This is a genomic window from Caulobacter sp. FG121, from assembly GCF_057809815.1.
In genome coordinates, this window is the sequence record NZ_JBMDKR010000001.1 from 1,053,292 (window position 1) to 1,068,334 (window position 15,043).

12 protein-coding genes are annotated in these 15,043 nt (G+C 70.2%); 3 read left to right on the forward strand and 9 right to left on the reverse strand.

The features are described from left to right. Window positions 1-21: 21 nt before the first annotated feature. Window positions 22-1,827: a response regulator gene (locus tag ACODSL_RS05355; RefSeq protein ID WP_488899602.1), complete on the forward strand. Its 1,806-nt coding sequence runs from the start codon at window positions 22-24 to the stop codon at window positions 1,825-1,827. A gap of 9 nt (window positions 1,828-1,836) precedes the next feature. Here the strand turns inward: ACODSL_RS05355 and ACODSL_RS05360 are convergent, their stop codons facing one another. The 3 genes from ACODSL_RS05360 to ACODSL_RS05370 all read right to left on the reverse strand — a co-directional run bounded on the left by ACODSL_RS05360 (window position 1,837) and on the right by ACODSL_RS05370 (window position 7,458). After that, window positions 1,837-5,100 (reverse strand): error-prone DNA polymerase, encoded by a 3,264-nt coding sequence (locus ACODSL_RS05360; protein ID WP_488899603.1) that lies wholly within the window; start codon window positions 5,098-5,100, stop codon window positions 1,837-1,839. Next, window positions 5,076-6,449 (reverse strand): DinB/UmuC family translesion DNA polymerase, encoded by a 1,374-nt coding sequence (locus ACODSL_RS05365; RefSeq protein ID WP_488899734.1) that lies wholly within the window; start codon window positions 6,447-6,449, stop codon window positions 5,076-5,078. The genes ACODSL_RS05360 and ACODSL_RS05365 overlap by 25 nt, the downstream gene beginning before the upstream one ends. A 232-nt stretch (window positions 6,450-6,681) precedes the next feature. Further along, a complete protein-coding gene (locus ACODSL_RS05370) occupies window positions 6,682-7,458 on the reverse strand; it encodes an ImuA family protein (RefSeq protein WP_488899604.1) in 777 nt (258 codons plus the stop codon). Between the two features lie 108 nt (window positions 7,459-7,566). On the opposite strand from ACODSL_RS05370, the gene ACODSL_RS05375 reads away from it, so the two are divergent. After that, on the forward strand, window positions 7,567-10,806 hold the full coding sequence (locus ACODSL_RS05375; RefSeq protein ID WP_488899605.1) for an acetyl-CoA carboxylase family protein: 3,240 nt from the start codon (window positions 7,567-7,569) through the stop codon (window positions 10,804-10,806). Between the two features lie 164 nt (window positions 10,807-10,970). Here the strand turns inward: ACODSL_RS05375 and ACODSL_RS05380 are convergent, their stop codons facing one another. The 4 genes from ACODSL_RS05380 to ACODSL_RS05395 form a co-directional block, all read right to left on the reverse strand. Then, window positions 10,971-11,411, reverse strand: coding sequence for an ABA4-like family protein (locus tag ACODSL_RS05380; protein WP_488899606.1), 441 nt, complete (start codon window positions 11,409-11,411; stop codon window positions 10,971-10,973). A gap of 79 nt (window positions 11,412-11,490) precedes the next feature. Next, window positions 11,491-11,715: a YdcH family protein gene (locus ACODSL_RS05385; protein ID WP_488899607.1), complete on the reverse strand. Its 225-nt coding sequence runs from the start codon at window positions 11,713-11,715 to the stop codon at window positions 11,491-11,493. Window positions 11,716-11,761: 46 nt separating this feature from the next. Continuing rightward, window positions 11,762-12,202 (reverse strand): TIGR02444 family protein, encoded by a 441-nt coding sequence (locus ACODSL_RS05390; RefSeq protein WP_488899608.1) that lies wholly within the window; start codon window positions 12,200-12,202, stop codon window positions 11,762-11,764. Continuing rightward, on the reverse strand, window positions 12,199-12,798 hold the full coding sequence (locus ACODSL_RS05395) for a UbiX family flavin prenyltransferase (RefSeq protein ID WP_488899609.1): 600 nt from the start codon (window positions 12,796-12,798) through the stop codon (window positions 12,199-12,201). Before ACODSL_RS05395 ends, ACODSL_RS05390 begins: the two co-directional genes overlap by 4 nt. A 135-nt stretch (window positions 12,799-12,933) precedes the next feature. Here ACODSL_RS05395 and ACODSL_RS05400 point away from each other — a divergent pair, with 135 nt between their 5' ends. Further along, window positions 12,934-13,107, forward strand: coding sequence for a YdcH family protein (locus ACODSL_RS05400; RefSeq protein ID WP_488899610.1), 174 nt, complete (start codon window positions 12,934-12,936; stop codon window positions 13,105-13,107). 130 nt (window positions 13,108-13,237) lie between these two features. Here ACODSL_RS05400 and ACODSL_RS05405 read toward each other — a convergent pair whose 3' ends face one another. Together ACODSL_RS05405 and ACODSL_RS05410 are read right to left on the reverse strand one after the other, a co-directional pair. Then, window positions 13,238-13,942 carry a DUF1013 domain-containing protein gene (locus ACODSL_RS05405; RefSeq protein WP_488899611.1) on the reverse strand — a complete coding sequence of 235 codons (705 nt, stop codon included), beginning with the start codon at window positions 13,940-13,942 and terminating at the stop codon, window positions 13,238-13,240. A gap of 111 nt (window positions 13,943-14,053) precedes the next feature. After that, complete coding sequence (locus ACODSL_RS05410; protein WP_488899612.1) at window positions 14,054-15,031, reverse strand: NAD(P)H-quinone oxidoreductase; 978 nt, start codon at window positions 15,029-15,031, stop codon at window positions 14,054-14,056. Window positions 15,032-15,043: the final 12 nt, after the last annotated feature.

Below are 15,043 nucleotides of genomic sequence, written 5' to 3' on the forward strand. Positions count from 1 at the left end.
CCCGTGGTTGATTGTCGCATCATGGCGGCGACTTCCTTCACAGCGGACGGGCTACGGCTGGATGGTTACATCCAGCACTACCGCGGCATGGCGTTCCTGCGCTTCGCCGTGGCGCTGGGACTCACCGGGCTGCTGGCGACGGTGGCCCAGCCGGCGTTCTCGATCGGCTTCGGCCTGCTGCACCTGTCGCTTTACGGCTGCCTGGCCTGGGCGGTCGAGGTGGCGGCGCGCAAGGACGATCCGCGCGAGGCGTTGCGGGACCTGACCCTGCGCACAGGCATGATCGTGTTCCTGATCTCGCTGCACGCCTGCTGGATGGCGATGGAAATCCGCGGCGCGGCGGCCAATGGCGTGGTCCGCACCGAGTCCGGCCTGCTGATCATCGGCGTGCTGATGTTCACGGCCCTGCAGGTGCATATGAGCCGGCTGGGCTATATCGCCGCCATCGTTCCCTCCATCGGATCCATGCTGTGGATCGGCATCGACCAGAAGCAGCAGATGCCCAGCGGCCATTTCGGCGCGGCAGTCCTGGTGTTCGTTATCAGCGTCGTCGCCGCCAGCTGGCGCCAGCAGGCTACGGACCGAACACTGTGGAAGGCGCGCCTTGCGCTCGAGGAAAAGAACGCCGACCTCACCCGCCTCGTCGAAGAGGCCGAGGCGGCCCGCCGCCAGGCGGAGGCCGCCAGCCGGGCCAAGTCGGACTTCCTGGCCATGACCAGCCACGAAATTCGCACGCCGCTGAATGCGGTGCTCGGCCTCACCGAGGCCCTTCACCGGACCGAGTTGACGGTCGCCCAGAAGGAAATGGCGGCAGGCGTTCTGGATGCCGGGGCCCTGCTCAAGCGTTTGCTGGACGCAGTCCTCGACATCACGCGTATCGAAGCCGGCAAGATGTCGGTCGAGACGGCGCCGGTTGACCTGAGGCGGCTGGCCACAACGGTGGTGCGGATCTGGACCCCACGGGCGACCGAACGCGGCGTCACGCTGGCCCTGGACATGGACGGTCTGCCCAGCCTCTGCGGCCTGATGGCGGACGGGGCCAAGATCGAGCAGGCGCTGGTCAATCTGCTGTCCAACGCGGTGAAATTCAGCCCGCGCGGCGGGACGGTGACGATCCGCATGGCCGCCGCCGAAACGGGGGGCCAACTGGCCGTCGGCGTCGAGGTTCTGGACCAGGGCAATGGCGTCCCTGTCGAAGACAGGACGCGCATCTTCGAGACGTTTGAACAGACCCGGGAGGGCCGCGCGATGGGCGGCGCGGGTCTTGGCCTGGCCATCTGCGTCGGCAACCTGACGCTGATGGGCGGCACGATCGCGGTTGGCGACGCGCCCGGCGGCGGGGCGGCCTTCCGCTTCGATTTCACCGCCCCCGCGGCCGATGTCAGCGCGGAGGTCACGGCCGATCACAGCGTCCCGGTGCTGGACGAGGGCCGTCCGTTGCGCGTGCTGGCAGCCGAGGACAACGCCGCCAACCGCCATGTCCTGCGGGTGCTGCTGGAGCCGCTGGCCGTCAGCCTGACCCTGGTCGAGAATGGTCGCGAGGCCGTGGAGGCCATGGCGACGGAAGCGTTCGACATCGTCCTGATGGACGCCAACATGCCGGTTATGGATGGCCTGGACGCCCTGCGTGCGATCCGCGCGGCGGGCGGTCCGGCTGCGGCGACACCGATCTGGATGCTGACCGCCAACGTCTTCGAAGAGGACGTGGCCCGTTACCGCAACGCCGGCGCCGATGGCGTCGTGCGCAAACCTATCGATCTGGCCGAGCTGTTCGCCGCCCTGTCCGACGCCTCGGCGAGGGCCGCCGGAGACGCCGTCGCCGCCTGAGCCGGTGGTTCAGTGAAAGTCCCGGCTGCGGACCAGCCTTGAGCGCACGGTCTCGCCCGGGCGGGGTTGCTGTCCCTCCTCGCGCATCGTGGCCAGCTTCGGCGTCAGGTCGGTGAACCGTTCGGCGACGATGTGGATCACCTGACCCTCCTTGCCGGCGTCCTCGTCCCGCTGGATCCGGCCGTGGATGACAAGAAAGGCGGATGTCATCACCAGCCGGCGGTTGGCGCTGAACACATCCTTCCAGACCACCGCATTGGCCGGGCCCGTCTCGTCCTCCATCGTGACGAAGACGATGCCCTTGGCCGTACCCGGCCGCTGACGGATCAGCACCAGCCCGCCGACCGACACCCGCCGTCCGGTCTTCATCTTCGGCAGGTCGGCGGCGCGAACGCAGCCCATCTCGTCCAGCAGGGGCCGGAAGAAGGCGCAGGGATGGGCCTTCAGCGACAGGCCGGCGGTGCGGTAGTCCTCGGCCACATGCTGCGGCAGACTCATCACCGGCAGGGCGGCGGCGGCCTCGAATAGCGGCAGGCCCGACAGCAGCGAGCCGTCCCGGTCAGCCGCCGCCTCTGTCCCCTCGCCCTTGACCGCCCACAGCGCGGCCCGCCGGTCCATGCCCATCGACCGGAAGGCGTCGGCCTCGGCCAGCAGCTCCAGCGACCGCCGCGACAGCCGCGCCGTCCGGGCAAGGTCGGCCAGGGTGCGGGCTCCGGCGTCCCGCGCGGCGACCAGCCGCTGGATCTCGGCGCCCTGAAGTCCCTTCACCTGTCGCATCCCAAGTCGCACGGCCTTCAGCCGGGCCGAAGGGTCGGACGCCGGCTCGAGCGTGCAGTCCCAGTCGCTGTGCAGCACATCGACCGCCCGCACCTCGACGCCGTGCTCGCGGGCGTCCCGCACCAGCTGGGCCGGCTGGTAGAAGCCCATCGGCTGGGAGTTTAGGATCGCCGCGCAGAAGGCATCCGGATACCAGCACTTCATCCAGGCCGAGGCGTAGACCAGCAGGGCGAAACTGATCGCGTGGCTTTCGGGGAATCCGTAGTGGCCGAAGCCCTTGATCTGCTCGAAGCAGCGGGCGGCGAAGTCGCCGTCGTAGCCGCGTCGGACCATGCCGCCGATGAACCGGTCCTCGTGATCGGCCAGATTGCCGAGGTTGCGGAAGGTCGCCATCGCCCGCCGCAGCAGGTTGGCCTCGTCGTCGGTGAACTTGGCCGCCTCGATGGCGAGACGCATGGCCTGTTCCTGGAACAGTGGCACGCCGAAGGTCTTTTCGAGCACGGCCTTCAACTCGTCCGGGGGGCCGAACTCAGGCGCGGGCGCGGGGTAGGTCACCGGCTCCTGACCGCTGCGCCGCTTGAGATAGGGATGGACCATGTCGCCCTGGATCGGCCCAGGCCGTACGATCGCCACCTGGATGACCAGATCGTAGAACCGTCGCGGCTTGAGCCTCGGCAGCATCGACATCTGGGCCCGGCTCTCGACCTGGAAGGTCCCGACGGAGTCGGCGCGGCAAAGCATGTCGTAGACCTTCGGGCACTCCTGAGGGATGTGGGCGATGTCGGTGAACAGCTCGCCGTGCTCGCGCTCCAGCGCCTCGCCATGGTGCAGGTTGAGCAGGTCGAAGCCGCGTTTGAGACAGCTCAGCATGCCCAGCGCCAGAATATCGACCTTCATCAGCTCCAGCGCGTCGATGTCGTCCTTGTCCCACTGGATGAAGGTGCGGTCCTTCATCGCCGCGTTGCCGATCGGCACCGTCTCGTCCAGCCGCCGCTTGGTCAGCACGAAGCCGCCGACGTGTTGCGACAGGTGCCGGGGAAAGGTCAGAAGCTCGGCCGCCAGGGTAGTGGCGCGGACGATCCCGGGGTTCTCCGGGTCCAGGCCCACCTGCCGGATGTGGTCCTGGGCGATGCCGTCGCCCCAGCTGCCCCAGACGGTGCCGGCGAGGGCCGCGGTGATATCCTCGGTCAGGCCCAGCACCTTGCCGACGTCGCGGATCGCGCTGCGCGGCCGGTAGTGGATCACCGTGGCGCAGATCGCCGCCTTGTGCCGGCCATAACGCCTGTAGATGTACTGCATCACCTCCTCGCGTCGCTCGTGCTCGAAGTCGACGTCGATGTCCGGCGGATCCCCCCGCTCCTTCGACAGGAAGCGGGCGAACAGCAGGTCCTGGTCCTTCTTGGTCGGGTCGACGGCGGTCACCCCGAGGCAGAAACAGACCACCGAATTGGCGGCCGAGCCGCGGCCCTGGCACAGGATCGGCTCGGGCCGGGCGCGGGCCCACTGGACGATGTCGTGCACGGTGAGGAAGTAGTTGGGATACTTCAGCTCGGCGATCAGCGTCAGTTCCTTGTTCAGCAAGGCCGTGACCTTGTCCGGCACGCCCTCCGGATAGCGCCAGCGGGCGCCGTTCCAGGCGAGATCGGTCAGATGCTCCATGGCCGTCTTGCCGGGCGGCACCGGTTCGTCGGGATACTCCTCACGCAGCTCGCCAAGGTCGAAGGCGATGCGGTCGGCGATCTCCCCCGACCGCTCCACCGCCCCCGGCCAGCGGGCGAACAGCCGGGCCATCTCGGCCGGCGACTTCACATGCCGCTCGGCGTTGGCCTCCAGCCGGTAACCCGCCTGCTCGAGCGTGCAGCCCTCGCGGATGCAGCTCAGCACGTCCTGCAGCGGCCGGCGCTCGGCGGCGTGGTAGAGCACGTCCCCGGTGGCGACCATCGGCGCGCCGATCCGCCCGGCCAGCCCGGCCAGGTGATGAAGCCGCTTGGCGTCCTGGGCGCCGAACAGCCGCGACGCCGCCAGCCAGACCCGCCCTTTCAGCGCCCCCGCCAGACCGGCCGCGCGGGTCTCGAACGTCGCGTCCAGCCGCGCCGGCGGGACGATCAGACACAGCTGGCCCTCGGCCTGGTCGAGAAAGTCGTCCAGCAACAGGTCGCAGTCACCCTTTTCCGCGCCGCTCTGGCCGATGGTCAGCAGCCGGGTCAGACGGGCGTAGGCCTCGCGATCGGACGGGTAGCAGAGCAGGCTGGGCGTGCCGTCCATGAAGTCGAGCCGGCAGCCGGTCAAGCTCCGCACCCCCAGCTCGCGCGCCGCCGCCCAGGCCCGCACCACCCCGACCAGGCTGTTGCGGTCGGTGATCCCGACCGCCTCCACGCCCAGCGCCTGGGCCGTCACCACCAGCTCGGCCGGATGCGAGGCTCCGCGCAGGAAGCTGTAGTTGGTGGTGGCCTGGAGTTCGACATAGCGGCTCACGCGAACACCCCGTGCAGCCACCAGCGCACGGTGATCTCGGGATCGCCGTAGAGCCCCGCGCGGAAGATCCAGTAGCGGCCGCCGACCTCGTCCTCGACGCGGTAGTAGTCGCGGATCAGGCCTGTGCGGACGTCGTCGATCGGCTTGCGCCACCATTCCTCGGCGATGCGTTCGGGCCCCTCGGCCAGGCGCACGCGATGACGGCGGCCCCGCCAGGTGAAAGTCGCCGGCGGAGCGTCGGGCAGCTCGGCCACGGCGGTGATCGCTTCTGGCCGGGCCAGCAGGCGAATAGGTCGCGGCCGGTCGGGACCCCAGCCGGCGACGGCGGCCGGGCTCATCGGCGCGGCGGACCGCACGGCCCGTTCGGGCACATGGCTCTCGAACACCTCGGCCCGCCAGACCTGGTCCTCGCCCAGCCGGTTGACCAGCCGGTCGACCAGCGCCGCCAGCCCCTCCTCCGCCATGGCCGCGCGGCTGTTGTCGAGCTGGCCCTGCGCCGCGGAGATGAGCTCCACCCCGCCCGCCGAGAGGGTCACCACCTCGATGCCGAAGCCGGGATCGATGGCCTCCAGCTTCGGCGCGAACAGCCGCGTCAGGGCGCCGGGGTCGCGGCCGAGGGTCGACAGCCCGACCCGCACGGGGAAGGCCTTGCCGTCCAGCCGGTGGAAGGTCAGCTCGAACCGCCGTCCGCCCCGGCCCTCGGCGGTCAGCCGCTCGCACAGCCGCGTGGCGATGTCGCCGGTCGCGCGGACCAGATCGTCCAGCACGCTGATCGGTTCGGCGAAGGCCAGGCGGTCGAACCAGGGGCTGGGCGGCCGGCGATAGGTCAGCGCCTCCTCGGCCCGGCCCAGGGCCTGGTCCAGCCGGCGCACCACCAGCGGTCCGAAACGCCGGGTCAGCTGGGCCCGGGGGAGGTCCAGCAGGCGCGCCACGCGGGTCAGGCCCAGCCGGGGCAGCTGCGCCGTCGCCGCCGCGTCCAGCCGCAGCGCCGCGACCGGCAAAGGGGCGAGAACGGGCGCCTGACCGTTCGGGGGGATGACCATGGCCGGCGCTTCGCCATACCGCGCCAGGGCCCAGGCAGCGCCGAGCGTGTCGGCGACCGCGCCGCGCGACGGGATGCCGTTGGCCGCCAGCCGCGTCAGCAGGTCCTCGAGCATCGCCGCCTCGCCGTCCCACAGGTGGGAGACGCCGGTGATGTCGAGCACCAGCCCGTCGGACCCGTCGGCCGCCACGGCCGGGGAGAAGCGCACGCACCAGTCGCCCAGCGCCGTCAGGGCCGCCGCGTCGCCCTCAGGATCGGCGTCGGCGGTGACCAGCTCCGGAACCAGGGCCGCGGCGTCGGCGGCCTTCTGTCCCGCGTACAGGCCCAGTGCCCGCGCCCCGGCGTCGAGGGCATGCAGCCGGCGCGTGCCACGTTCAGTGATGAGCAGGGCCAAAGGAAAGCCCTCCCCCTCGATGGGGGAGGGTTGGGTGGGGGTGTGGCCAGGTCGGCGCGGTGAAGGGCTCGGCGAGGCGCCGACGACTCCCGAGCCCGAACCGGTAACCCCGGCGCCCGCACCCCCATCCCTGCCCTTCCCCCATTGAGGGGGAAGGGTTCCAGGGTCACGCCCGGAGCCGGCCGCGTTCCTGCGGTTCCACACCGTCACCGGCCAGTCCGGCAGCCACAGCGAGAGGATGCGAGCCATGGTCAGCCTCCTGCCGCCATTCAAAGGTCCATTCACCGGGGCGGCCGCCCCGGCAGCGTTCAAGCGCCGCGGTCCAGCGCGGCGGGCCGAGGCCCGGTTCCCCCGCCGGCGGATCGCTGGCCGCGACCCCGACCCGCCAGCGCGTCGCCGCCGCCGAACCGCTCACACCCTTGCGGGACGCGCCGCCGAACGGCCGCCGCTGGATCACGAAACCGGTCGCCCCGTGCTTCTCGCAGGCCAGCTGCAGCCGGCGGCCGGCGGTCAGGTCGACGTCCTCGATCTCGGCGGCCACGGCGGCCACCCCGGCCGAGCCGAGCGCGTCCTCCAGGGCCATCAGGGCCGCGGTGTCGTCGCGCACCCGCACCTGGATCAGCCGCCGGGCCGGAAAGCCCAGCGTCTCCAGCCCGGGGGCGTAGAGGTCGTCCCGACGCAGGATCCAGACCACCGCCCCGCGCGCCGCCAGCGGCAGGGCCAGCAGGGCGGCGAAGCCGGCGGTGGCGGCCCCCGTCTCCACATCCATCCCGTCACCGGTCACCTCGTGCCATCGGCCGAGCGGCAGTCCGCCGCCCGGCAGACAGTCGTCGACGCGGGGATCGCCGAACGGCAGAACGGTGGATGGAGTCCGAGTCCCCGCTTCCAGAGCGGCGACCTGGCCCTTCACGGCCGCGAGGCGGGCGAGCCGCGACGCCGGCATGACTGTTCTCCAATGTTCTACTTTTGTTCTCGCGCTGCGGGCTTGGAGAGTCAAGCCGGGACGCTATGCTGCGTTCAAACGGCCGTATGAGCCGACGGAGGTTTCCCCTTGAGCTTCAAGCGCGTGCTGATCGCCAACCGCGGCGAGATCGCCATCCGCATCGCCCGGGCGGCGGCGGAGCTGGGCATCGTCAGCGTCGCGATCCACGCCCAGGACGACGCCACCTCGCTGCACGTCCGCGCCGCCGACGAGGCCGTGGCCCTGAAGGGCTCGGGCGTGAAGGCCTATCTCGATATCGACGGCGTCATCGCCGCGGCGAAGACGGCGAAGTGCGACGCCATCCACCCCGGCTACGGCTTCCTGTCGGAAAACGCCGCCTTCGCCCGCGCCTGCGCCGCCGCGAAGATCACCTTCATCGGCCCGGCGCCCGACGCGCTGGAGCTGTTCGGCGACAAGGCGAAAGCCCGGGCTCTGGCGGCCAAGGCCAAGGTTCCGGTGCTGGCCGGCACGGGACCGATCGATCTCGCCGGCGCGAAGGCCTTCTTCAGGAAGAATGGCCCGATGATGCTCAAGGCCGTGGCCGGCGGCGGCGGTCGCGGCATGCGCATCGTCCAGACCGAGGCGGAGATCGAGTTCGCCCTGGCCGCCTGCTCGCGCGAGGCGCTGGCGGCGTTCGGCGACGGCGCGGTCTATGCCGAATGGCTGGTCGCCGACGCGCGGCACATCGAGGTGCAGATCGTGGCCGACGGACGAGCCGTGCTGGCTGTCGGCGACCGCGACTGCTCGATCCAGCGCCGCAACCAGAAGCTCGTCGAGAGCGCCCCGGCGATCCTGCCGGAACCCCTGCGCAAGGCGCTGCACGAGGCCGCCGAACGGCTGTGCGCGGCCACCAAATACCGCACCCTGGCCACCGTCGAGTTCCTCGTCGACAGCAAGGGCGGCTTCGCCTTCATCGAGACCAACGCCCGGCTGCAGGTCGAGCACACGGTCACCGAGGAGGTCACGGGCCTGGACCTGGTCCGCGTCCAGTTCGAACTGGCGGCGGGCAGGACGCTTGTCCAGCTGGGCCTGACCGAAGCGCCGAAGCCGCGCGGCTTCGCGGTGCAGGCGCGGGTCAATCTGGAAACCCTGACCGCCGACGGCGCCACCCTGCCCGGCGGCGGGCGGCTGGCCACCTACGAGCCGCCGAGCGGCCCGGGCGTGCGCGTCGACGGCTACGGCTACGCCGGCTACGTCACCAGCCCGGCCTACGACAGCCTGCTGGCCAAGGTCATCGGCCGGGGCGACACCATGGCGTCCGCCTGCGCCCGCACCGCCCGGGCGCTGGGCGAGTTCCGGCTGGACGGCGTGGAGACCAGCGCCCCGCTCCTGCGCGCCGTCCTGGCCGAGCCGGCCGTGACCGGCGGCCAGGCGACCACCCGCTTCCTTGAAGCGCACCTGCCCGACCTGCTGGCGAAGCTGCCGAAGACAGAGACCGCGACCATCGAGACTGTCGCCCCGGTCATCGAAAAGGACTTCGAAAGCCTCGATGGCGCCTTCAGCGTCGCCGCGCCGCTGCTGGCGACAGTCGGGCACATCGAGGTGGCCGAGGGCGACCTCGTCGCGCCGGGCCAGACCGTGGCCATCCTCGAAGCCATGAAGATGGAGCATGTCGTCGCCGCGCCGGAGGGCGGCCGCGTCGTGCGCATCGCCGCAGCGAAGGGCGAAACCCTGCTCAAGGGCCAGCCGATCCTGTTCCTCGAACCGGCCGACGTCGTCGCCGACGCGCAGGCCGAGGCGGCCCAGATCGATCCCGACCATATCCGGCCGGACCTGCAGGCTGTCATCGACCGGCACGCCTTCACCCTCGACGAGAACCGGCCGGAGGCCGTGGCCAAACGCCGCCGCACCGGCCACCGCACGGCGCGGGAGAACCTCGACGACCTGCTCGATCCCGGCAGCTTCATCGAATACGGCGCGCTGACCATCGCCGCCCAGCGTCGCCGCCGCACGCTGGAAGACCTGATCAAGGCCACGCCGGCCGACGGTCTGATCGCCGGCATCGGCGCGATCAACGGCCACCTGTTCACGCCCGAAAAGGCGCGGGTCGCGGCGCTGAGCTACGACTTCACCGTCCTGGCGGGCACCCAGGGCAACATGAACCACAAGAAGACCGACCGGCTGCTGCACATCGTCGGCGAGCAGAAGCTGCCGGTGGTCTGGTACGCCGAGGGTGGCGGCGGCCGGCCGGGCGACACCGATGGCACGGGTGTGGCGGGACTGGACGTGACCACCTTCGGCAAGTTCGCCGAGTTGTCCGGCGAAGTGCCCAAGATCGCCATCGTCGCCGGCCGCTGCTTCGCCGGCAACGCGGCCATCGCGGGTCTCAGCGAGATCATCATCGCCACCAAGGACTCCAACCTCGGCATGGGCGGTCCGGCCATGATCGAGGGCGGGGGTCTGGGCGTCTTCAAGCCCGAGGACATCGGCCCGAGCGACGTGCAGTGGGCCAACGGGGTGATCGACATCCTGGCCGACGACGAGGCCCACGCCACGGCCCTGGCCAAGCAGGCCATGTCGACGTTCCAGGGCAAGGTCGCTGACTGGACCGCCGCCGACCAGCGCGACCTGCGCCGCGCGATCCCCGAGAACCGGCTGCGGGTCTACGACATCCGGCCGCTGATCGAGACCCTCGCCGACGACGGCAGCTTCCTCGAACTGCGGCGTGGCTTCGCGGCCGGGATGATCACCGGCTTCATCCGCGTCGAGGGTCGGCCGATGGGGCTGATCGCCAACGACCCGCGCCATCTGGGCGGGGCCATCGACTGCGACGGGGCGGAGAAGTGCGCCCGTTTCCTGCAGCTCTGCGACGCCTTCGACCTGCCGGTGCTGAGCCTGTGCGACACCCCGGGGTTCATGGTCGGCCCCGACAGCGAGGCGGCCGGCGCCGTGCGCCGCGTCAGCCGCCAGTTCATCGCCGGGGCCAAGCTCGGCACGCCGCTGATGTGCATCGTGCTGCGCAAGGGCTACGGCCTCGGCGCCCAGGCGATGGCGGGCGGCGGCTTCCACGCGCCGGTGTTCATCGCCAGCTGGCCGACCGGCGAGTTCGGCGGCATGGGTCTCGAGGGGGCCGTCAAGCTCGGCTACAGCAAGGAGCTGGCCGCCGAGACCGATCCCGAGAAGAACAAGGCCCTGTACGACCAGCTGGTCGGCCGGCTCTACGCCGCCGGCAAGGCGACCAGCATGGCCGCGGCGCTGGAGATCGACGCCGTCATCGACCCGGCCGAAACCCGCCGCTGGATCATCCGCGGCCTCGACAGCTGCCCGCCGCGCCGGCGCCCGGCGCGGGGCTGGGTGGATGCGTGGTAGCTACCTCTCACCCCGTCATCGTCGGACTTGTTCCGACGACCCAAGCGCATCGTGGCGGCCAGGCGGTCTCGGTCGCACCGCCGCGCGTCGTCTCCATCGACCGAGTGCATGGGTCGTCGGAACAAGTCCGACGATGACGGCGTATGGGGTGGCGAGGCTATCCCCTAAGCCACTTTCGGCCTGACGCGCGCCAGCACGAACCGCACCACCAGATAGGTGAACAGGCCGGCCGGGCCGAACATGAAGGTCAGGCCGAGGATCGGCAGCAACAGCCAGTGCGGCACGCCGGCCTTCGGCGCGTCCTCGACCTCCCAGGTCCCGACCCACAGGTCGAAACACAGGTAGTGGATCCAGCCCGGCAACATGGCCGCCGGTGTCGACAACAGGATCATCACCGCCGCAAGCGAGCCGAAGCCGCCGCCCTCCGGCCCACCCGAGGCGGTGAGGCCGCGATAGATCAGGATGACGTAGGCCAGCGCCAGAATGGCCGCGATCACGCGCGCGGCGGCGACCAGCTTGTCCCGCCGCAGGGGCGCGAGCGCGAGCGCCAGCCAGCCCGCCATCGCCAGGCCGCTCATCAGCGAGAAGATTTGTTCGAGATCCATGATGCTCCCTCCCCGGGGTCGTTTCGGGGAGAGGCTACGCTACCTTTGGCGACCTGCAAGGCCGCTGAAAGGTAGCGCCCTAGGCGATGATGTCCGGGGTCAGCTGGTTTTCCAGCTTGGTGATCTGGTCGCGCAGGATCAGCTTCTGCTTCTTCAGCCGGGCGATCTGGAGCTGGTCGGGCAGCGGCTTGTCGAGCAGGGCTTCCACGGCGGCGTCGAGGTCCTGGTGCCGCTGGCGCAATTCCATCAGCCGGCCGCGCACCTCCATGTTGGGCATGGCGTACAGCCCATCGTCGTCATTCATGGTCGGCGCGCTCCCTCACGAAGGGAAAATACAGCCGCCGCGCCTGTCACGCCAGAGCCCGCGCGAGGCGGTCGAGCGGTTCGGCCGGCGCCTGACCGCACCAGGCCATGGCGGCCCGGGTCAGGGCGCCTTTCGGGTCAGCCTCGGCGGCCGGGCCGGCGAAGCCCTCAAGGGTGTCCATCAGCGTGCGCTCGGCGCGCAACTCGGCGGCCTTCACGTCCTCGCGCAGCCCCTCGCGCGGCGCATCGGCGAACGGCGGCCGATGGCCCTTCAGGGCGCGACGAACATTGCGCAACGGCCAGAGGACGGTCTCGTCCCACAGCACCGTGGTCTGGACCCCGTTGGCGAGAGTCTCACGATCCGGATTGGCCCAGACGGCCCACAGCAGCAGGGCGGTGTTGAAGCCGTGCTCGTCCTGCAGGGCAAGGCAGGCCTCCGGCACGCCGGGTCGATCATAGGCGGCCAGCGCCCAGTCCCAGAAGCTCACGCGCCCTCCACGATCGGATCAAGGTCCTCGCCCCAACGCCGCACGGCTTTCCAGTCGAGACCGAACAGGTCGAGCGCACGGCCCACAGACTGGTCGACCATCTCGGCGATGGATTGCGGCTTGGCGTAAAAGGCCGGCAGCGGCGGGGCGATCGTCGCGCCCATCTCGGCCAGCCGGACCATGGTGCGCAGGTGGCCCAGGTGGAACGGCGTCTCGCGGACCATCAGCACCAGCGGCCGGCGCTCCTTGAGCGTCACGTCGGCGGCCCGGGTCAGCAGGTTGGAGGTCACGCCGGTGGCTATCTCGCTCATGGTCCGCACCGAACAGGGGGCGACCAGCATGCCGAGGGCGCGGAACGAGCCGGATGCGATGGCGGCGCCGATGTCGCCGACCTTGTGCACCACGTCCGCCATGGCGTTCACCTCGGCGACCGAGCGTTCCGTTTCGTCCGCCAGCGTGAGGACAGCCGCCTTGGACAGAATCAGGTGGCTCTCGACGCCGAGGTCGCGGCAGGCATCGAGCGCCCGCAGCCCATAGACCACGCCGGAGGCCCCGGAGATGCCGATCACAAGTTTCTGTCGCGCGGTTTCAGCCATGACGCCTCATCTCTACGCGCGCCCGGGAACGCGGGAAAGACCGCAAAGCCTTCCGTACCAAGCGCAACCGTTTGTGATCTGACTTGCGCCCGGGACGGGTGTTCACTCGTCAGGCCCTAACAGAGGAGGCGACGAATGGCGTTGGACGCCCGCATTCGCGAACTCGGTAACCGTCACCAGACGCTTGAACGGTTGATTCAGGACGAAACCAGCAGGCCGGCCAAGGACGACATCCGCCTGAAGGAACTCAAGCGACAGAAACTGCGCCTGAAGGAAGAGATCGAAAGCCTTCGGATGCGGGTTCACTGATCATCCTGAGATCCTCCCCATCGGGGGAGGCGGATCGCCGTCAGGCGAGACGGAGGGGGTCCGCTCAAGTTTCGGGTGACCCCCTCAGTCCGCTTCGCGGACAGCTCCCCCGATGGGGGAGCATCTCGCCCTAGTCCTCGTCGTCCATGTCGTCGACGTCGTCGGCGAACACGGTCTTGAGGTTGACGTGGCTGGCGGCCTCTTCGTCGGTTTCGACCTCAGGCTCATCCTCCACGACCGATTCCGAAGCCGGACGAAGGGTCGCGCCATCGGGAGCGACGATGCCCTTGCGGGCGTCGTCCTTGGTCTTCTTGTCGGCGGCCTTGCGGACCAGCGCGTCCAGGTCGATCTGGGTGGTCAGGCCAAGCGTGACCGGATCCACCGCCTTGATGTTGGCGCTGTTCCAGTGAGCGCGCGTACGCACCGACTCGATGGTCGACTTGGTCGTGCCGAGAAGGCGGGCGATCTGGGCGTCGGTCACTTCCGGGTGGTGGGTGACGAACCACTTGATGGCGTCCGGACGGTCCTGGCGGCGCGACACGGGCGTGTAGCGCGGGGCCTTCTTGACCGGCTTCAGCAGCTCGGCGTGGCGGCTCTTCTGGGCGACCATGCGGTACTTCGGGTCGGCCCCGGCCTTGTCGAGTTCTTCGCGGTTCAGCTGGCCGTTGGCGATCGGGTCGGCGCCGCGGATATCGCGCGCAACTTCGCCGTCGGCGATGCCGCGGACTTCCAGGCGGTGCAGACCGCAGAAGTCGGCGATCTGTTCAAAGGTCAGCGAGGTGTTGTCCACGAGCCAGACGGCGGTCGCCTTCGGCATCAGGATTTGGTCGGACATGTCGTGCTCCAGAAACGACGGCGCCCGGCCTTTCGGCCGGGCGGGGTGTTGCAGAGACCATATAGAGACGTTCCCGGACAAAGGAAACGGCGTTCCGTTGTCGCGGGTATTTCAGGCCGTCAGAACGACCTTCCCGACATGCGCGCCGGCCTCCAGGTGCGCATGGGCCTTCGCCGCCTCGGCCAACGGGAAGGTGGCGTCGATCGGGATATTGATCTTGCCCGCCTCGATCCACGGCCAGACGATCCGCTCGACCTCGGCCGCCAGGCGGGCCTTCTCGTCCGCCGGGCGGGGCCGCAGGGTCGAGCCGGTCAGGACCGCCCGCTTCTGCATGATGGCCATGATCGGGACCTCGAGCATCCCGCCGCCGAGCGAGGCGATGTAGACGATTCGGCCGCCGGTCTTCAGCGCCTGCAGGTTCTTCGCGAAATACGATCCGCCGACCATGTCGAGCACGACGTCGACGCCGCCCTCGGCCGTGGCGACCTCGGCGAAGTCCTGGGTGGTGGTGTCGACGGCGACGTCAGCGCCCAGCGCCAGCGCCTGGGCGGCCTTGTCGGCCCCGCGGCCGGTGGCGATGACCTTCGCGCCCGCTGCCTTGGCCATCTGGATGGCGGTCACGCCGATGCCGGACGTGCCGCCGTGGACCATGAAGGTCTCCCCGGCCTTCAGGTCCCCGTGCTCGAACACATTGGCGAAGACCGTGAACACCGTCTCGGGCAGGCCGGCGGCGCGGACAAAGTCAAAGCCCGCCGGGATCGGCAGGGCGTGGCGGGCGTCGACCACCGCATATTCGGCATAGCCGCCGCCGCCCAGCAAGGCGGCGACCCGGTCACCCGCCTTCCAGCGGCCTGCGCCCTCGACCACCTCGCCGGCGACCTCAAGGCCCAGCGTGGCCGGCGCGCCAGGAGGCGGCGGATAGAAGCCCATGCGCTGGAGCAGATCGGGACGGTTCACGCCGGCGGCCCTGACCCGGATCAGGATTTCACCGTCCTTCGGGACAGGACGGGGCGTTGCTTCTGCCTTGAGCGCTTCCGCCGGTCCCTTGCCGCCCTCGACGGCGACGGCGGTCATGCTGGTCTCGGCCATGGTCCTGCTCCC